This is a genomic window from Frateuria sp. YIM B11624 (assembly GCF_049727805.1).
Classification (GTDB): domain Bacteria; phylum Pseudomonadota; class Gammaproteobacteria; order Xanthomonadales; family Rhodanobacteraceae; genus Frateuria_A.
The window spans coordinates 1-19,095 of the sequence record NZ_JBCNYA010000028.1 but is presented as its reverse complement, the minus strand read 5'-3'; the positions used below and the strand labels follow the sequence as shown (position 1 = coordinate 19,095).

Genomic DNA, 19,095 nt, shown 5'->3' with positions numbered 1-19,095 from the left:
CCGCAGCAAACACGCCCCACAGCGACGGAGTTCCCCATGTTCGTTTCCGACAGGATCGTTTTCCTCGAACTGCAGAAGACCGGATGCACCCACATCCGCAACCTGCTCAGGGAAATCGTCGGCGGTCAGTTCTTCATGCGCCACAACCAGGCGGGCGCGAACCTGTTCACCGGCGACAGGTTCTTCCTGGGCTCCGTGCGAGACCCATGGGACTGGCACGTCTCGCTTTGGGCCTACTGCTGCGACGGCAAGGGAGACCTCTTCAGCAACCTGAGTACGACCGGCATCAGGTTGAAGGACCTGGGCTGGAAAAAGGATCCCTATTCGGTACTGCTCGGCGTCCTGACCAGCCGTCCGAACTGGCATGCGAAGCAATGGAAACGCACCTTCCGTGACATCAACGATCCCGGCGCATTCCGGGAGTGGCTGCACATGCTGCACGACCCGGCCTATTGGGGCGACATCGGCGAGGGCTACTGGCGATGCCCGTTGAACCGGTTTGCGGGACTGCTTACGTATCGCTACCTGCGGCTGTTCACCAGCCGCAAGAACCATATGGGCGGGCTAAGGGCCATCTCGTCGCCGGAGCAACTGGCCGAGCACGACAGGCAGCACTGCTTCGTCCGTTACTTCATCAGGAATGAAAACCTGGAAGCCGACCTGCTCGAGGCGCTCAAGCTTGCAGACGTGCCGGTGCCGCAGCGCTTCGTGACGGAATTGACCGCGCGACCGAAGACGAATACCTCCTCCAAAAAGCGCGGCGCGCGCTATTACTACGACGCCGAAACGGAAAAGCTGGTCGGCGACCGGGATCGGTTCATCATCGAAAAGTTCGGATACCTTGCCCCCAGCGCAAGGGATCTGGCCGAGGGCAACCCGCAACGTCGCGCTGCGGGTACGACGACCTGAAACCGCGGCGGGAGCCCCATACCAGCGTGGACCGTCCCAGACATCGCAGCCGCCACCCGCAACGGGCGAGAAGTCACGGGCGGATGCTTTACGGCGATCTGCGCTCTATGGGGCTGATGCGCTCATTGTTCAGCGCAAGCGGGCCTTGGCGCCCATGCGACTGCTCCGGCACAACCAGGCACCAGCCGTAACGAATGCAGAACCAAACCGACGACCCGATCGGTAGCTCGAAAGTGGCTCCACTACATCGCCACAGAGAAAACCCGTTGGATGCAAACGGAGCGCCGCCGCTCCATCGACGGGTTTCGAAAGGACGGAACGAGGGTCGTGAGATGCTGCCGCCAAGGTTAAAGAAACCCGTCAAACGCCTTCTGAACGCGCTTCCGGACCCGGCGTTCTACCAATACAAATACCTGCTCATCCACGGCCGATTCTGCAATTTCAAGAATCCGAAACGCTTCTCCGAAAAGATCTTCCATCGGATGCGCCATCCGTCGCCGATATTCACGACGCTGGCGGACCGGATCGCCGTCCGGACCTACATTGCCGAAACCATCGGGCCGCAATACCTGGTGCCGCTTCTTTTTTCCTGCGATGCCGTGGACGAACGGACGTTCGATGCCCTGCCGTCTTCGTTCGTGATGAAGTCCAGCAACGGCTTCGGGCAGGTGAAGGTCGTCCGCGACAAGAACGAGGAAGACATCGCGCAACTTTGCGAGCTGGCGAACAGCTGGTTGGCTGCCAAGTCCGCATCGAGAAGCAGGGAGAAACACTATCTGTCGATCCCCCCGAGGATCGTATTCGAGGAGCCACTGCTCGAGGACGGCGAAGTCCCGGACGACTACAAGCTCAACGTCTTCAATTCGCCCGGGCGGGAGCCGTTCGTGTTCATACAGCACATGCATGGACGCTTTCGCGACCTGCAGCAGGAGCTTTATCTGGAAGACGGGTCGCCCCCGCCATTCAAGCTCGAGCTTGCCCTGCTTCGGGAAAGCGACCGGCGCTCGGAGAACATAGAATCCCTCTCCGAGATGGCGGTGCTGGCCAAGAAGCTCGCGAAGCCGTTCGGCTACCTGAGGGTCGACTTCTACCTCCACAAGCACCGGATCTACGTCGGGGAACTGACGGTGACCCCGGGGGCCGGCACCTACATCTTCGCGCCGCGAGCCTGGGACAGGTTGCTGGGAGACCGGTTCGGCTGGCCGGAGAACCTGCCCGGTTCCTGAGGCACGAGGCTTTCGGTGCCACCTGCGCGGCAGCGGGCTAGGCGTAGCCGAACCTGGACATGTGTTTCGCACAGGTGTCCTCGATCACCGAGAGGTTCTTCCTGCCGAAGAACGCCTCCATGGAAATCGAGCGGTTTCCGCGCGGCTGATATTGCCGATCGAGCTCGTCACGGATGTCGCGGGTCAGCCGCAAGCCGAGCACGTCCGCCAGCCGCGCGATGGATTCCATCTTGTCCCCCACGAAATCCTCGTAGCGCAGCAGTTGCACCCACGCGTCCGAGGCGAGGTAGGACTCCACCCCGCGTACCCAGCGCTGCGCCAGGCGGCCGACGTAGTTTGCGCGTTCGTCCAGGCCCAGCCCACGCCCCTCCAGGATCGCGCGCCAGCCGCCTTCGGCGGCGAGCGTGCGTTGCTCGTCCGCGCCGAGGTTTTCCAGGTCCCCGCGCATGTGCAGCCGGTTGAGGATGCTGCGGATGTTCTGGCGCGGATCGCGCACGATGAAGACCTGCGACGAGCCTGGAAACAGGTGGCGCAGGTCCCGGTAGAGGAAGGCGAAGTCCGGATCCTTCACGATCCCCGCCGCGAAGTACGCCGGGTATCGCTTCACGAAGCATTCCAGCCCGAGCGTTCCGTCGAGCACGTCCGGCAGCAGGAAGCCGTGGCCATCCCGGCGAAAGACGTTCCAGAAGGGATCGTTGCTGAACTTCGAGCCGGTGGCCTGTGCGAGCAGCGCGGCGATGGCGGTCGTGCCGGACTTGGGGCTGCCGCCGATGAAGACCGGATTGGGACAGACCTCCGCGGTGCGGTGGCGGTAGATGCGGATCAGGTCGCGCCCCACGCGGCGGATGGGTCGGGTGACGCGACGCAGTGTTCGCTGCATGGGATCCCTTGATCGGTCACTGCGGGAATGGCTGTTCACGGGTTGCCCGCCGCTGTTTCGCGCTTGCGCGAGCGCAGGTCTTCGAGCACGCCCATGAGATCGCGAAGATGCGCGCGGCCCGACGCGTCGACGACCCACGCGCCCAGGTAAAGGCAGCCGTAGATCAGCGCATCCAGCACCACCCAATGCACCGGCCACGGGCCGCTCACGTGATGGATGCCCCACAGCACGAGGGCAGCACCGATGGAGGCGGCCGCGGGTCGTGCCAGCGTCCGCGCCGTGGTGCGCAGGTCGACGGGCGTGTCCATGTACGCATTGAGCAGCGAGGGCACCAGCAGCAGTGCGCGGCTGGCGCTGAAGGAGATGGCCACGCCCAATGCGCCCCAGGGCAGGCCCATGAAGAACGCGACCAGCGTCACCGGCGTGGCGATGACCTGCCAGCGCAGACGCCGCTCGGTGCGCCCGAGCGACGAGTAGACCCAGGCGCCGGCGAAATTGAAGGTGCTGATGAAGGCCGCCACGCCGAGCGCCTCGAACAGCGGCACGGCCGGCAGCCATTTGGCGCCCAGCGCGATCTGGATGACCGGCGCGGCGTCGACCTGCAGGAAGCACACGGCCGGCATGCCCACGAAGACGATCGCGCCCAGCGCGCGATAGTAGAAGCGGGCGAACCGCTGGGGCTGGTGCTGCAGCCGGCTCAAGGCCGGCACCATCACCGCGGTCAGGGGCGCATTGATCTGCTGCACCGGCAACAGCAGCAGGCGAAAGGCCAGCGTGTAGAAACCCAACGCGGCATCGGAGACGTAGCGGCCGATCAACACGTTGTCCATGTTGCTGCTGGCGAAGTTGAGCACCGTGGACGCACTCTGGTTGGCCCCGAGCTTCACCATCGGCCGCACGCCGGTGCGGCGGCGCGGCAGGCCCGGGACCCAGCGGCAGAACCCGTAGAGCATGGCCAGCGTGACCAGCGCATTGGCGTACTGCTGCACGACGAAGGCCCAGTAGCCGGCACCGAACCAGGCGCTGATCATCGCCGCGGCGAAACCGATCAACAGGGCCGCGATGTCGCTGCTGACCTTCTGCGTGAAGTGCATCTGCCGGAGTATCAGGGCGCGGTGCTGTACGCCCAGGCTGGTAATCAGCACCACGCCGGCCATGGCCAGTCCGATCCAGAGGACGCGCGGGTCCTTGTAGAACCACGCCATGACCGGGCTGAGCGCCGCGATCAGGCCCGCGGCGACCACGCCAAGCAAGGCGTTGAGCCAGAACAGCGTGCTGATCTGTGCATGGTTGATCTTCGCCTGCTGCACGGTCGCCAGCGAGAGGCCGCCGGTCTGGATCACGGTGATGAAACCGGTCAGCGCGATGGTCTTGCCGTACACGCCGAAGTCGGCCGGCACCAGCAGTCGCGCAAGCACCGCCATGCCGGCCAGTTGCAGCACGAAGCGCGCCGCCTGGCTGCCGATGGTCACCGCCGCGCCGCGCACGCTGCGGCCACGCAGATCCTGGTGCAGGTGATCGGTTTCGAACAGCCGATGGCGGGCGCTGACGTGCGTTTCTGTCATGAGAGGCTGCGATGGTGTGGAAGCGGGCTCGACGGTGGGGCCGGGGGCGCCAACGTTGGACGGGTCCGCGTGAATCGGCTGTGTAACGGGAACCGGCCTAGCGCTGTGCGATTCGCCGGTACACCAGGCGGGTGCTGGCCTTGATGCGCGAGGAGATGCGGATGCCCAGCACCGAAGCCAGCAGCGCGCTGCGGTAGTTGTAGCCGCGGTTGTGGAAACCGAGCTCGCGCGCCTTGGCGCTCCATTTCGCGCCAGCGGCGCTGTCGCCGTAGGCGTAGGCGACCCATGCGGTCTTGCAGCAGAAGCGCCCGAGCGAGACGCGCTCGTCGCCTGCCGATCCGTTGGCGATGCGCGAACGCACCCAGCCCTCCAGTTGCGCGAACACCACGTCGGCCGCGTACATCACGTCCTTGATCTGCGCCTTGGTGACGCGATGGGGCGAGTCGTGCTGCCAGTACACGCCGTTGCCCTGTTCCGAGACGGCGACCTTGAGATCGCGGATCAGTGCCCGGATCACCAGCTCGCCGTCCTGGTCCTTGCGCAGGCGCTCGTCCCACCCGCCGATTGCACGGATGGCGTCGGCGCGCCAGGCGATGCAGCAGGGCGGAAAGAAGGCGTGCATCACCCAGTGGAAGATCCGCTCGGCGTTGTCCAGCGCGGGCGGCTGGCGCAGCATGCCGCGCTCGCGGCCATCGCCGTCGTACACCCACGGGCCGATCGCCACGTCGGCGCGCTCGCGCTCGAGCGCGCCCACCAGGCCGGCCAGCAGACCGTTCTCCACGTAGTCGTCCGCGTCCAGGAACATCACGTAGTCGGTGTCCACCTGAGCCAGGCCCAGGTTGCGTGCATGCGGCGCACCGCCGTTGCGCTGCAGCGAGGTGAGCCTCGCGCCGGTGGCCTGCACCACCTGCGCGGTGCCGTCGAGCACGCCGTCCTCGACCACGATGACGTTGCGGTCGGCCACGCCTTCGGCCAGCGCCGAACGTATCGCCCGCCCGACCCAGCGCTCGGAGCGGTACGCGGGAATCACCACGCTGAGGTTCATGCGGGCCTCTTGCCTGTGTCCGTGCACACGATCGATCGCATCATCAGGCCAAACGTTCCTGCTTCGGGTTCAACGGCCAGCGCGCGCCGCGTGCTGCGCCACTGCCTGGCGCGATGGGCGACGAACCGGTGGGAGGAAGCACCGCAGGGCCATGCCGCCTGCCCTCGGTCCCGCCGTGCAGATGATTGACTCCCTGCCGTGAAAGCACCGTCCAACAAGCGCACGCGGCAGTCGTCCGATGATCCTCGCGCAGGCGCCTGGAAGGCATCCGTTCAGGGGCGCGGACGCCTGCGCGAGCGGTACCGGCGCAACCCGCGGAGCAGTTCCCGGCGCATCCGGTTGACCATGCCGATGGTGCTGGCAAAGAGGAATTCATGCTTGCTGAGCAGGCCCTGGCGCACCAGCTTGCGGCGCAGGTCACGCCGGCCGCGGTGGATCGCGTCGAAGTCGTCGCTCAGGCCGACCGCCCCGTTCTCGCGGCGGTTCCAGATCGCCAGCACCTGGTCGATCTTGGCGCAGCGATAACCGGAGAGGACGATCTGCGACCACAACAGGTAATCCTCCGAACGCCGGAAATCCTCGTCGAAGCGGAACGGCAGATCGCGGCGCAACACCACTGAAGCGGTCGGGAACGGGTTGCGCACCAGCAGGGTGGTGCGGCTCACGATCTGCACGTCCGCCGGCGAGCGCGGCTCCGGCAGCTCGGTGCCGCGCGGCCGCACCAGCATCTGGTGCGCGATGAGGGCGATGTCCGGATCGGCCGCCAGCGCGGCCATCTGCAGTTCGAGTTTGCGCGGTCCCCAGCTGTCGTCGGCATCGAGGAAGGCGATGTAGGGGTGCCGCGCCTGCTGCCAGCCGGTGTTGCGCGCGTGCGACGGGCCGCGGTTGGCCGGCAGCGCGATCACCTTGATCCAGTCGCTGCCGTAGGCGGCAGCCACGCGGTGCAGGGCGTCGAGCGTGTCGTCGCCGCTGGCGTCCTCCACCAGCAGGACCTCAGCCGGCCGCAAGGTCTGTGCCGCGATCGAGGCGACCGCGTCGTCGATGGTCGCCGCACAACGGAAACAGGGAACCACCACGCTCACCGGCGCAAGCGCTGCCGATGGCGATACGCCGGGCCGGGCATTCCGGCCATCCCCATCCAAGACGGCTTGAGCCTGAGGCCTGCTGTTCATGACCCACCCCGACCTTGCGGAAATTTAACGGCTAGGATCGGTGGCGCGGGATCAAGGCGTCGTCAATCGCGCCCGCCCCCGGAACGCGGGCGCAAAAAAAGGGGCAGCCAAAGGCTGCCCCCGGGAAAAACCAGCGGATGGTGCTTACTGGACGTAGCCGTTGTACTTGGCGTTGGAATAGATGTTGTTGGAAACCGAGATGGCGTAGCTCTTGGCGCTGAACTGCAGGTCGCGGTTGAGCTGGCCGCCGGTGCTGGTCGCCGACATGTAGCGGGTGCTGTTGTACTGCAGCGTGTTGCCGGTGATCGACCAGTGGTGCGAGACGGCGCTGGGACGCACGCCGGCCAGGCCGTTCTGGGTCATCGTGTTGCCGGTGACATTGATATAGGCCGCCGAAATGCCCAGCACGCCGTAGCCGTAGTTGCCGATCATCTTGTTGCCGGTGATCGTGATGTCGGAGATGTTGGTGTGCATCTCGATGCCGTTGCCGTGGTTGTTGGCAAAGGTATTGTTCTGCAGGCGGATGGTGTTGGCCGGGCCCTGGTCCTGCGGCTCGATGTCGATGCCCGCCTCCGGCAGCGTGCCGTTGGTGTTCTGGAAGGTGCTGTCGGTGATCAGGACGTGCTGGGCCGGGCCGATGGACAGACCCTGGCGGCGGTTGTTGCTGGACACGACGCGGTCGACCGTCACGTAATCCGAGCGGTTCAGGGACGTGCCCTTGCCGATGGCGCCGATCCAGATGCCGTCGCCCCAGAAGTTGGACAGGTTGACCTGCTTGATGACCACGTTCTTGGCGCCGGTGACGTAGATGCCGAAGCCCCACTCACCGGTGGTGCCCACGTGCTTGGCGCGGTCGCCCACCAGGTTGCCGCCCACGATGCGCACGTCGGTGACGTTCTCGACCTTGATCGCGAAGTAGCGGGTCGCGCTGTTCGGAATGACTTCCAGCGTGGTCAGGCTGTCCATCAGCAGGCGGGTGTGCGAGCGCATCTTGATGGGCTTGAGGGCGTTGATCATGAAGCGGCCGGCCGGCACGTAGACGGTGCCGCCGTCGGCGGGCAGCGCGTTGACGGCGGCCTGGAAGGCGGCGGTGTCGTCATGCACGCCGTTGCCGAGGGCACCGTAGTTGCGCACGTTGACCTTGGTCTTGCCGGTCACGGTGGCGGGCATGGAGGTCCACCAGTCGGCGGCGAACGAGGGCGCGGCGAAGGCGGAAAGGGCGAGTGCGGCGAACGCCAGCATCAACGGCTTCTTCACAAAGCTCTTCGTCGTGACGAAAGCGCGGGAGGCAGCGGCAACATTCTGATTGTTAACGGAAGTGTTCATGTTCAACGGGTTCTCGGGTGTCTTGTCGGGTAGGGCTTCGTCACGCGAAGCTCACGCAAAAAATGCGCGATCGTCACATACCTAAGCAAGCTCGACAGAGAACCCCAAGTGGTCAATCTATGACCACGTTGGCAAAAAGTGCCCGACGCCCCCTGGAGCCCAGCAGGACAGGCGAGAACCGCATCACACAAGGGACGGGGAACGCACAGACAGACGCCTGCCAGCCTGCAACCCTTCATCCATTCGCGCGCACGAAGCGGGAGCGCGCCCCGCTCCCGCCGGGTGCAAGAGCCGACGGCGCGGACATGAAGATGTTTCGGACGATGCGGCAGCCGCCCGCATCCGCCCGATCGCATTGATGGCTGAGCGCCTGCCCGTGCGACGGCGGGTTCTGGCCGCCCGTACAAGGCGCTGCGACAAACCTTGGGCGTGCAGATGCAGGCAAGAAAGTTAGGCACGCGTTAGACGCGCGCGCCCCACACGCCCTCTGCCATGTGAATGGCGTGTCGCCCCAAACGCGTGATAACGCGCCATATCCCGCGCAAACCCGCTTGCAGCCTGCAATGCGGCCTTCCCCGCCCGCGCCGCTTCCATGAACAGAACCCAATGGTCGAGCTTGTTAGCTACGTGAAGGCCTTGCATCTTTCGCGTCGCTTCCATGTGACGAGAGAGTTCACCTCCTGATGACCAACCAACACGACACCCAGTCCTCGGCCAAGCCGGCCACCACCAAGCGCGGGTTCTCGATGAAAAAGCCCTTGATGATCGCCATCGCTTCGCTGACGCTGTCTGCCGTGGCGCTCCCTGCTGCAGCCACCACCTGGTGGGATGCCACTCCGAGCATCTCGATCGGTTCGACCACCATCAACGTCAAGAACAAGGGCGCGCTCGGCAACGGCACGCACAACGACACGGCCGCCTTCCAGGCCGCCGTCAATGCGCTTCCTTCCAGCGGCGGCACGGTCTATGTGCCGGCTGGCCGCTACATGATCGACGCCACCAAGTCGATCCACCTGCGTTCGCACACCCGCCTGCGGCTCGACCCCAGCGCCGAGCTGGTGGTGATCCCCAACAGCGCGAGCCGCTACTTCCTGGTCAGGGCGTCCAACGTCAACAACGTCGAGATCGTCGGCGGCAAGATGACCGGCGATCGGGCCAAGCACAAGGGTTCCACCGGCGAGTGGGGTTTCGGCATCTACGTGACCGGCTCGAGCAAGGTGTTCGTGCACAACGTGACGGTGTCCGAGTTCTGGGGTGACGGCCTGTTCGTCGGCGGAAACGGCAAGTACTCGAACCTGGTGCGCTCGAACTACGTGACGATCAACAACGTGACCTCGTCGCACAACCGCCGCCAGGGCATCTCGATCGGCCCGTCGCAGCACGTGTACATCGTCAACAGCACCTTCAAGAACACCCAGGGCACGCTGCCGCAGGCCGGCATGGACATCGAGCCGCAGGACCAGGGCCCGGTCGATACGGTGCGCATCGAGAAGAACACCTTCTCGGGCAACCGCGGCAACGGCATCGAGCTGCACTCGAACATCTCGGGCATCACCATCACCGGCAACACGCTGAGCGGCAACTACGGGTTCGGCAGCCTGGCGATCAATTCGGCGGGCCTGACCATCGCCAACAACTATGCGACGCGCAACGGCCTGGCCGGCGTGGGCATGAGTTCGAAGACGCACAACTCGTCCATCCGCTACAACAAGCTGCAGTACAACAGCACCCGCTACATGTCGCCGACCCGCTCGGGCGGCGCCGACAGCCGCGACATCCAGATCGGCTCGAAGACCTACTCGATCACCAAGACCGGCAACCAGCTCACGCCGAACTGAGCCTGCGCCGGAGCTTGCGCTCCGGTCGTCGACGGACGAGCGCCGGGCAGCAATGCCCGGCGCTTTTTCTTTGTCCATGGGCATGCCCGCCTTGGATGCAGGCGGGCGGTACCGCGGTCCCGCCTCCCCTCGTGGCCGGCTCGCTGCCGTGAAGGCCAGGGACAGGCCGAGTGAATGGACGTCCACATGCAACGTCGACACACGTGCGCCAGAAGCCTCTCCTGCCCTCGATCGAAATGGTTTTAACGCCACTCTTCCAGTCGCAAAACGAAGTGCTTACGGCGACATCACAGGTCCGTGGAAAGTCGTCCTGATCTTCATGAACGCGACCCAATGGACGAGCTTGTTAGGCCACGTGAAGGTCCTGCATGGTTCCCGTCACTTCCACGTGACGAGAGGGTCAACCACTGATGATGAAACTACACGACATCCAGCTTTCGGCGAAGCCAGCCACCGCCAAGCGCAACTTCCTCGCGAAGTCCTTGATGATCGCTACCGCTTCGCTGACGCTGTCTGCCGTGGCACTGCCTGCTGCTGCCGCCACCTGGTGGGACGCCACGCCGCACATCGCGATCGGCTCGCGCACCATCAACGTCAAGAACACCGGCGCCAAGGGCAACGGTTCGCACGACGATACCGCTGCGATCCAGCGCGCCATCAATGCACTGCCCAGGAGCGGCGGTACGGTCTACGTACCGGCCGGCCGCTACATGATCAATGCGCTCAAGCCGCTGAGGCTGCGTTCGCATACCCGGCTCAAGCTCGATCCGAACGCCGAGCTCCGCGTCATCCCCAACGGCGCCAGCCGCTACGTCGTGGTCAAGGTCTTCAACGTCAACAACGTGGCGATCGTCGGCGGCAAGATCACCGGCGACCGCGCCCGCCACAAGGGTAGCCGCGGCGAGTGGGGCTACGGCATCAACATCTCCGGCTCCGACCACGTGTTGGTGCGCAACGTGAGGATCTCCGAATTCTGGGGTGACGGCATGTGGATCGGTGCCACCGGCAAGGGCCGCCGGCTGGATCGCTCCAATTACGTCACGGTCAACAACGTGACCTCCTCGCACAACCGCCGCCAGGGTCTGTCCATCGGCCCGTCGCAGCACGTCTACATCGTCAACAGCACCTTCCAGAACACCCGGGGGACGCTGCCGGAGGCAGGCATCGACTTCGAGCCGCAGGACCAGGGTCCGGTCAACACCGTGCGCGTGGAGAACAACACGTTCGCCAACAATCGCGGCAACGGCGTCGAGGTGCATACGAACGTCTCGGGCGTGACCTTCACGCGCAACCGTTTCACCAGCAACCGCGGGTTCGGCCTGATGTCGATCAGCGCCCACCACCTGACCCTGACCGGCAACCACGCGACCCGCAACGGCCTGGCCGGCCTGCGCATGAGCGCCAGGACGCACCACGCCTCGATCCGCGGCAACACGCTGCAATACAACAGCACGCGCTACATGTCCCCGGCCCGCGCCGGCGGCGCCACCAGCCGCGACATCCAGATCGGCAACAAGACCTACGCCATCAGCCGGTCCAACAACACGCTTTCGCCGCGGCGGAAGTAAGCAACGCCGCCGGCGGCCAGGCAGCCGCCGCGTGGATGAAGGCAAGACCGGTCGCCGGGGCACGAACTGCCCCGGCGTCTTGCTTTCCGCGACGCCCTAGGACGCCGAACCGGCCAGCGAACCGCCGGGCATGTCGGTGCCGAGCAGGCGCTCGTAGACGTCGAGGGTGCGCTGGATCACCGCGCGCTCGTCGAATTCACCCAGCGCCTTCTCGCGTGCCTTCGCGCCCAGCCGCGCCAGCAACGCGCGGTCGTCGTCCAGCCGAGCGACCAGCGCGGCCAGCGCTGCGGCGTTGCGCGGCGGCACTACCAGGCCGTCCGTGCCGTGCCGCGTGACCACCTCGCGGCAACCCGGCTGATCCGTGGTGATCAATGCCAGGCCGGCGGCCGCGCCCTCGATCAGGCTCTTGGGCACGCCCTCTCGGTAGTAGCTGGGCAGCGCCATCACGTCGATGGTGGAAAGAAGCGCGGGCATGTCCTCGACATGGCCCAGCCAGGTGATGACACCCTCCTCCGCCCAGCGTTGCACCTGCTCCTCGCGCACCGATCGCGGGTTGCCCGGATCGGGCGCGCCGGCCAGCACGAACTCGATGTCCCTGCCCTGCGCCTTGAGCTGACGGGCCGCCTCGACGTACTCGCCGACGCCCTTCTCCCACAGCAGGCGCGCAGCCAGCAGCACGCGCAGGCGACCGTCGCGGCCGGACATCGAACCGGGACGGAAGCGCGAGGTGTCCACGCCGGAGCTGCGAATGACGTGGATGCGGTCGCGTGCCACCAGCCGGGAGCGGCGGAAGATCTCCGCGTCGTCGGGGTTCTGCAGCACCAGCAGCGAGCGGCGGTGGTCGAGCGTGCCGCGCATCAGTGCCTGCACCAGCGGACGCAGGCAGCGCGCCTTGACGCCGTTGCTGGTGAACACATAGCCCATGCCCGCCACCGCGTTGACCGTGGCCGGCACGCCGGCCAGCCGCGCGGCGGCGCCGCCATACACCGCGCACTTGACCGTGAAGTTGTGCAGCAGGTCCGGCTTCTCGCGGCGCAGCACGCGCACCAGGTGCCTGAGCGTCATCGCCTCGCGCAGCGGGTTGAGGCTGGCCCGGTCCATCGGCAGGGTGACCCAGCGGAAGCCGCGCGCGGCGAAGCGCCCGCCGAACGGGCCGGGCGGCGAGAGCATCACCACCTCGTGGCCATCCGCCTGCAGCCGCTGCGCGGTGGACAGGCGGAAGTTGTACAGGTACCAGTCGGTATTCGCGTAGAAGACGAATTTCATCACCAGGATCCTTTGCCGTTGCCGCTCCCGTGTGCCATGGCGGGCGCTAGAACACGTTGCCCGACACGTGCACGTTGGACGTGTTCTTTCCGATCTGCAGCTGCGCTGCGTGCGGCCCGCCCGGCGCGCCGGAGGCCAGCGCCTTCAGCGACCGGCGCAGCGAGCGCGTGCTGTTGGACGATAGGGTGTTGCCGGTGACTTTCACGTCGCGGGTATGCCCTGCCAGCTTCACGCCGTTCAGGCCGTTGCCGGTGATGGTGTTGCCGTCCACCCACAGGTCGGTCATCTGCGCGGCGAGCACGCCGTAGCCGGCGTTGTCGCGGATCGTGCACTGGCGGACCACCACGCCGGACACGCTGTGGTGGATCTCCAGGCCGCAGCCCTTGTTGCCGGTCATGGTGCAACCCTGGATCAACAGGTCGCTGGCCTCGCCCTGGCGCATCGGTTCCAGGTCGATGCCCGATTGCGGCGCGGTGCCGTGGGTGTCGCTGAAGGTGCTGTCCAGGATGCGCACGCGCTTGCAGGGGCCGACCGAGAGTCCCTGGCGGCGGTTGTTGGTACACACCACGTTGCGCACGGTGACGTCCTCGGAAAGGTCGGCGTTCGCGCCGCGACCGAAGGCGCCGATCCACATGCCGTCGCCCCAGCAGTCGGAAATGTGGGTGCCGTCCACCGTCACGTTGCGCGCGGCCTGAATGTTGATGCCGTAGCCCCATTCGCCCGTGTCGCCCTGGTGCTGGTCGCGCTCGCCGACGATCCGGCCGCCGACGATCTGCACGTTCTGCACCCGCCACACGCGGATCACGTGGTAGCGCCTGAGCGCATTGGGCAGCGCCGTCAGCTGCGCATCCGGCGCCAGTTCCAGCCGCACGTTCGAGCGCAGGCTGATCGCCCGCGAGGCGTCGACCATGTAGTTGCCCGCCGGCACGCGTACGGTGCCGCCGCCAGCCGGCAACGCGTCGATGGCTGCCTGGATGGCGGCGGTGTCGTCGCTGTGGCCGTCGCCGCGCGCGCCCTTGGAGCGCACGTCGACGACCTTGCCCGTAGCAGCACTGCTCCCGCGCGACAGCGGCGCAAACAAGACGGCCGCACCCAGGGCCAGGCTGCGGCGGAGGAACTCGCGACGGGCGGCGGCGCTCATTCGCCGGACTCCTGCGCGGCCGCGGCGCCGGCCTCCGCGCGGCTGAGCAGCCACGGCAGGGTGATCGCCAGCAGGTAGAACTTGGAAGCGAAGAACTTGTTGCCCATGCGTCCGCGGCAATCCTCCAGCCAGCGCGCGGCGCCGGGCATCAGGTCGCGCGCCTGCACCGCGAAGGCGTGCACCTGCTCGAAGCGCTCCGCGGCCAGGCCGCACAGGTCGAAGCGGAAGCAGCCCTTGGCGCGCACGTACGGCAGCTCGCCGAAGCGGCGCGCGATGTGCTTGCGGACCAGCGGCTTGTTGTGGCCCTCATGGTCGATCAACTGCGCGTCGGGCACCTCGCGGTAGACCCATTCGGCCAGTTGCGCGTCGCAGAAGGGATAGGCCTGGCGCAGGCCGAGCGCGCTGGTGGTGTACTGGCCCTTGGGGAAACCCGCCCCCGCCTCGACGATGGCCAGCGTGACGCGCTTGCGCGCCTCGATGGTGCGCGCGGCGGCGAGCTCCTCCTGGAACACGCGCAGGCGCTGGCGTGATTGCGCGGCCACCGGCCGGCCGAGCAGGCGATCGACCTCCGCGTCGCTGAAGCGCGAGCCGGGGAAGTAGCGCTCGAACGGATCCATCCCCAGTGTCGCCAGCACGAAGCAAGCGACGAAGCTGCGACTGACCGGGCCGGCGCGGAACAGGCCGGCGGGCACCGGCAGCCCCCGGGCCATGCGGAACAGCGTGCTGCGGCGCGCGTCCACCGGCGTGCCGAAATAGATGTCCGAGCCCAGCCCGTCGATCACGCCGTCACCGCCGGCCTGCGCGATCTCGGTGATCAGGTCGGCGTAGGACAGCAGCGCGAAATCCGCCGACAGCAGCGGCATGCGCGGCACCAGCGCCAGGTAGCGGTCGTAGGCGCGGGTCGGCTTGCACACCAGCGCCTCGTGGCGCAGGCCGAGCTGTCGGGCGACCGCGCGGGCCGAGGCCACCTCATCCTCCTCGCGACCGCCCAGGTAGGTCAGGCAACGGGTGTCCGGCCGCGCCTCGGCCACGGCGATGGCCAGCGAACTGGAGTCCTTGCCGCCGCTCTGCAGCATCCACGGCGCCTGCATGCCGGCGGTCGAGCGTGTGACCGCCTCGCACAGCAGGCGATGGTAAGTCTCCAGCAAGGTGTCCTCGTCGATTGCCTGCGGAGCCGGGCGCGATGATGGCGCCGGCGAGGAACGGAAGGCGAACCGATACTCGGGCGCCGCGTGCAGGTCATGCGCCGGGTCGAACCCGAAGGGCGCCACCTTCACGTCGCGGTAGATCGTGTGCGGCGGATAGACGAACGCGTTGCGCAGCACGTCGGCGATCGATACCGGATCCAGCGGACGTTCACCCGCGCCGTCCGCCAGCGGCGCGAAATCCGCCTCGCCGCGGTAGGGCGAGATGCTGAGCTTGATGTGGCGTGGCGGATCCTGCAGGACGGCGGTGGACATGGTTTGATCTTCCTTCGCGGACGCGTGAATGGGTCTGGACCCGGAAGCCGCGGCACCGCTTGGCGATGCCCTCGTGGCCTCCCGTCCCGCGGCGTCCCCGGCGGGGCGGCCCGGTCGGTTACGAAATAGCAATGGCGGCGCCTTCGCCTGGTGAATTCGGGCGCGGCCTCGCCCGTCGCGGCGGTGCCGGCAGCTTCACAGGACGATGCCGTGCGTCACGTAGTAGCAGAACACGCCAGCGGCCCCGACCAGCCCCATGCGCAGCACCACCGGGTTGCGCAGCGGCGAGAAGCGGTTGTCGCAACAGATCGCCGCCAGGATGAGCGACACCGAGAGCCACGCCGGCAGCAGGTAGCGGTTGGAGAAGTTGCCCCAGCCGACTGCGAAGAACGGCAGCATCAGCACCAGGTAGACCGCGGTGCTGCGGTTGATTCGCTCGCGCACCGGCTCGCGCACCAGCGGCGCCACCACGAAGGGCAGCACGTACCAGAACAGCGAGAACACCGCGAAGTCGAGCCGCACACCGGCCTTGAAGGTCGAACTGGCGTCGTAGGCCATGACCATGGTGTAGACGCCGGGCACCAGCGCCCGCACCAGCACCATGGTCAGCCCGCTGCAGTAGGCAAGGAACGCGGCGATGCCCAGCGCGCGCTGCAGTTTCGGCTTGAGCAGCAGCACCGGCGCGAAGACGAGATACAGCAGCGAGGAATAGTGGAAGCCGGTCGCGAGCAGGCCCCACAGCACGAACGCGCGCCACTGGCGTCGGTAGAACGCCAGCAGCGAGGTAAATACCAGCAGCGACGCCAAGCCCTGGCGCACCACGTTGATCGAGGCGTTGGACATCACCGGCGAGATGAACAGGAACAGCAGCGAGGCGACCAGGAAGGTCATGTAGCGCGTCTCGCTCTCCAGGTAGTCGTGGTAGCGCCGCGTGGCCACCACCACGGTTCCCATCATCACCAGGAACAGCACGCTCTCGTAGGCGGTGAAGCTCATGCCCGTGGCGGCCAGCACCACGCTCAGGTAGTAGAACACCGGCTCGAAGCGGCTCTGCCCTTCGGCATGATGGAGCAGCGCATCGTAGACGCCGGCATACACCGAGGTATCGGTACCGATGTTGCCGCGGGTGCCCACCACCAGGTCGACGACGACGATCGCCGCGGCCACCAGCATCACCCCGAGCATGATGCGGGCGTTGTTGTTGGTGGGACTGTCGATCAACGCTACGGTCTGGTCCATGGTCAGCTCGCCTGGTCGGCACGGGTGGCATGCGGATGGCCGGCGAAGCGCCGCGCATAGGTGAGCACGCGACGGCGCGCGTAGCGGGCCACGCCCAGCACGGCGGCCACGTGCATCCGCGCGCCGCCGATCAGCCCCTGCGCGTGCAGGGTGCGGCGCACGTCGATCGCGGCGGCGTACATGGCGTCCATGTCGCCGCTGAGGCCGCCGGCGCCGAACGGCGGCTTGTGCCAGGACGCCAGCACAGGTTCGATCCGCGCGCAGCGGTAGCCGGAGAGCAGGATCTGCGCCCACAGCATGAAATCCTCGGCGCGCCGGCGGCGCTCGTCGAAGCGGAACGGCAGGTCGCGCCGCAGCACCATCGAGGCCGTGGGAAACGGGCTGCCCAGCAGTGGAAGGCGGTTGGGCAGTACGCGCACCGCGATCGGCCGGCGCACCGGCGGCGCCGGCGCCGTGCGCGGCTGTACGTTCATCGAGTGCGCCAGCAAGGCGATGGCCGGATCGGCCGCGAGCACGTCCATCTGGATCGCGAGCTTCTCCGGATGCCAGGTGTCGTCGGCGTCCAGGAAGGCGATGTACGGCTGCGTGGCGCGCTCCCAACCCAGGTTGCGCGCGCCGCTGGGGCCGCCGTTGCGCGGCAGCGCATGCACCTTGACCCAGCCGGCCGGATAGCCGGCGGCCACCTCGCGCAGGCGCTCGAGCGTGCCGTCGCCGCTGCAGTCGTCGACCAGCAGGACCTCCGCCGGCGGCAGCCGCTGGGCGGCCACCGAGGCGACGGCCGGCCCGATGGTGTCCGCGCAGCGGTAGCACGGCACCACCACGCTCACCGGCGCCACCCGGCGCGTGTCGGCGTCCATGGCCGGGAGCGGCAGGCTGTCTGCAATCGTGGCGTGCATGGCGGCTCCGGGGTTCAGCACAGGCAGTCGGAAATGCGCGCGGTCGCGGCGCGCGCGGCCAGTTGCCACTCGGCGGTGCGTTGCTCGAGCAGGCTGCGCAGCGTGTCCTCGCGCTGCACCAGGCGCTCCAGCGCCTCCTGCAGCCGGCCGCAGGACAGGTTGCGCGCCTGCAGCACCGTCTCCTGGTTGCCGAACAGGTCGCGGTTGATGCCGCAGGCCTTGACGCTGTAGGCGATCGAAACCGTGGGCACGCCACTGGACAGCGCCGCGATTACCGGATGCGCGCGCGCGCCGATGAAGAAGCGCAGGTAGCTGATCACGTACTTGGTCTGCGCGGCGTTGAAGCTGTTGGGCATCATCCTGACCGCATCGCCCAGGTCGGCCAGCCGCGCCAGCAGAGGCTCCATGTATTCGGCATCGCCGCCGTGCGCGTCGTCGCGCAGCGGATCGGCGTGCGGGATCAGCAGCACGCCCAATTGGTGCTTCTTCACCGCGTGGCGGACGAAGGCTTCCAGCTCCGCATGCACGTCGCGGCCGTGCCGCTTGTGGCGCTCGACCATGCGGCTGACGTTGAGACCCAGCACGTGGCCTTCGCCACTAGGCCAGAACGGCGCGAGGTCGACCGGCTCCTTGCCGAGCATGAACGACGGTTCGGCCATGCGAATCACGTTGCGCAGGCCGAGCTTGTGGACCAGGTAGTCGTGGCTCATCGACTCGCCGGCCGCCACGAAGTGCATGCGCGCCAGGTGGCGCGTCACCGGCTCGACGAACTCCGGCTCGCGCTCGAACGGACCGACCGAGGCGCCCCACAGCATCACCGGCTTGCCCATGTCCATGGCCCAGCCGTCCACGCTCATGATCGGCGTGGGAATACGGTAGTCGAGCGAGTAGTTGTCGCCGCCCACGGCGAGCACGGCGTCGACGCTTTCCAGTTGGCGGCGCAGCCAGCGCGGCATCGGAAAAGGCCAGCCGGCGCGCTTGATCAGCGGCAGCGGCAGGCTTTGCAACTGCACCCAGTAGCGCGCCGGCGGCGGCAGGTAGGCGCGTACCAGCCGGACGCCGCAATCGGCGGCGTCCGGCCATTGCGCGCTGTCGCGCTCGATGTTGACCGAGGGCACCAGCACTTCGACGTCGCCGAACTGATCCTTCAGCAGGCTGACCGTACTGCGCACGATGGCCTCGCAACCTCGGTTGCGGAACGTGCGTTGTCCGGAGAGGTAGAAGCGTTTCACGGGAGCGTCCTGGCTAGGTAGGTACGGAGCTGGCGCGGCGGGACGGAGATCGGCGAAGCGGCATCCTGCGGATGCCTCCTCGTCCATGGCCGTCCATTCCAGGCCTCAGGCGGTAGCCGCCGATCGCAGCGTGGCCGCCGAGGGCACGGCAACGGTGGCGAGCGAACGCCCGCGCCCGATCCCGTAGTAGGCCAGCCCCGCCTCCTCCACCTGCGCGGGGTCGTACAGGTTGCGCCCGTCGAAGATCGCCGGCTCCTTGAGCGTGTCCCGGATGCGTGTGAAGTCCGGCGCGCGGAACGCCTTCCATTCGGTCACGATCGCCAGCACGTCGG

The 19,095-nt window shown here is 67.1% G+C and carries 16 protein-coding genes; 4 read left to right on the top strand and 12 right to left on the bottom strand.

Annotated features, from left to right (window positions below):
- Positions 1-36: 36 nt before the first annotated feature.
- Together AAIL17_RS14060 and AAIL17_RS14055 are read left to right on the top strand one after the other, a co-directional pair.
- Positions 37-909, top strand: coding sequence for a hypothetical protein (locus tag AAIL17_RS14060; RefSeq protein WP_424683481.1), 873 nt, complete (start codon positions 37-39; stop codon positions 907-909).
- Between the two features lie 194 nt (positions 910-1,103).
- Positions 1,104-2,135, top strand: a complete 1,032-nt coding sequence (locus tag AAIL17_RS14055; RefSeq protein WP_424683480.1) for an ATP-grasp fold amidoligase family protein — start codon at positions 1,104-1,106, stop codon at positions 2,133-2,135.
- A gap of 37 nt (positions 2,136-2,172) precedes the next feature.
- Here AAIL17_RS14055 and AAIL17_RS14050 read toward each other — a convergent pair whose 3' ends face one another.
- The 5 genes from AAIL17_RS14050 to AAIL17_RS14030 form a co-directional block, all read right to left on the bottom strand.
- Positions 2,173-3,015 carry a sulfotransferase family protein gene (locus tag AAIL17_RS14050; protein WP_424683479.1) on the bottom strand — a complete coding sequence of 281 codons (843 nt, stop codon included), beginning with the start codon at positions 3,013-3,015 and terminating at the stop codon, positions 2,173-2,175.
- Positions 3,016-3,050: 35 nt separating this feature from the next.
- A complete protein-coding gene (locus AAIL17_RS14045) occupies positions 3,051-4,580 on the bottom strand; it encodes a lipopolysaccharide biosynthesis protein (protein ID WP_424683478.1) in 1,530 nt (509 codons plus the stop codon).
- A gap of 97 nt (positions 4,581-4,677) precedes the next feature.
- Positions 4,678-5,625, bottom strand: a complete 948-nt coding sequence (locus AAIL17_RS14040) for a glycosyltransferase family 2 protein (RefSeq protein ID WP_424683477.1) — start codon at positions 5,623-5,625, stop codon at positions 4,678-4,680.
- A gap of 272 nt (positions 5,626-5,897) precedes the next feature.
- A complete protein-coding gene (locus AAIL17_RS14035) occupies positions 5,898-6,707 on the bottom strand; it encodes a glycosyltransferase family 2 protein (RefSeq protein ID WP_424683476.1) in 810 nt (269 codons plus the stop codon).
- Positions 6,708-6,941: 234 nt separating this feature from the next.
- Entirely contained in the window at positions 6,942-8,054 is a 1,113-nt protein-coding gene (locus AAIL17_RS14030) for a glycosyl hydrolase family 28-related protein (protein WP_424683475.1), read from the bottom strand.
- 752 nt (positions 8,055-8,806) lie between these two features.
- On the opposite strand from AAIL17_RS14030, the gene AAIL17_RS14025 reads away from it, so the two are divergent.
- Positions 8,807-9,961 (top strand): right-handed parallel beta-helix repeat-containing protein, encoded by a 1,155-nt coding sequence (locus tag AAIL17_RS14025; RefSeq protein ID WP_424683474.1) that lies wholly within the window; start codon positions 8,807-8,809, stop codon positions 9,959-9,961.
- Between the two features lie 410 nt (positions 9,962-10,371).
- Positions 10,372-11,529: a right-handed parallel beta-helix repeat-containing protein gene (locus tag AAIL17_RS14020; RefSeq protein WP_424683473.1), complete on the top strand. Its 1,158-nt coding sequence runs from the start codon at positions 10,372-10,374 to the stop codon at positions 11,527-11,529.
- A 96-nt stretch (positions 11,530-11,625) separates the two neighbouring features.
- Here the strand turns inward: AAIL17_RS14020 and AAIL17_RS14015 are convergent, their stop codons facing one another.
- The 7 genes from AAIL17_RS14015 to AAIL17_RS13985 all read right to left on the bottom strand — a co-directional run.
- The gene (locus AAIL17_RS14015) at positions 11,626-12,795 is read right to left on the bottom strand and encodes a glycosyltransferase family 4 protein (RefSeq protein ID WP_424683472.1); all 1,170 of its coding nucleotides are present in this window, start codon (positions 12,793-12,795) and stop codon (positions 11,626-11,628) included.
- A 46-nt stretch (positions 12,796-12,841) separates the two neighbouring features.
- On the bottom strand, positions 12,842-13,936 hold the full coding sequence (locus AAIL17_RS14010; RefSeq protein ID WP_424683471.1) for a right-handed parallel beta-helix repeat-containing protein: 1,095 nt from the start codon (positions 13,934-13,936) through the stop codon (positions 12,842-12,844).
- Positions 13,933-15,396 carry an asparagine synthase-related protein gene (locus AAIL17_RS14005; RefSeq protein WP_424683470.1) on the bottom strand — a complete coding sequence of 488 codons (1,464 nt, stop codon included), beginning with the start codon at positions 15,394-15,396 and terminating at the stop codon, positions 13,933-13,935. The genes AAIL17_RS14010 and AAIL17_RS14005 overlap by 4 nt, the downstream gene beginning before the upstream one ends.
- Before the next feature lie 195 nt (positions 15,397-15,591).
- The gene (locus AAIL17_RS14000; RefSeq protein ID WP_424683469.1) at positions 15,592-16,635 is read right to left on the bottom strand and encodes an EpsG family protein; all 1,044 of its coding nucleotides are present in this window, start codon (positions 16,633-16,635) and stop codon (positions 15,592-15,594) included.
- Positions 16,636-16,637: 2 nt separating this feature from the next.
- Positions 16,638-17,531, bottom strand: coding sequence for a glycosyltransferase family 2 protein (locus tag AAIL17_RS13995; protein WP_424683468.1), 894 nt, complete (start codon positions 17,529-17,531; stop codon positions 16,638-16,640).
- A gap of 14 nt (positions 17,532-17,545) precedes the next feature.
- Positions 17,546-18,763, bottom strand: a complete 1,218-nt coding sequence (locus AAIL17_RS13990) for a polysaccharide pyruvyl transferase family protein (protein WP_424683467.1) — start codon at positions 18,761-18,763, stop codon at positions 17,546-17,548.
- 105 nt (positions 18,764-18,868) lie between these two features.
- Positions 18,869-19,095, bottom strand: a 227-nt coding sequence (locus AAIL17_RS13985) for a UDP binding domain-containing protein (protein WP_424683466.1), incomplete at its 5' end; no start/stop codon positions are given.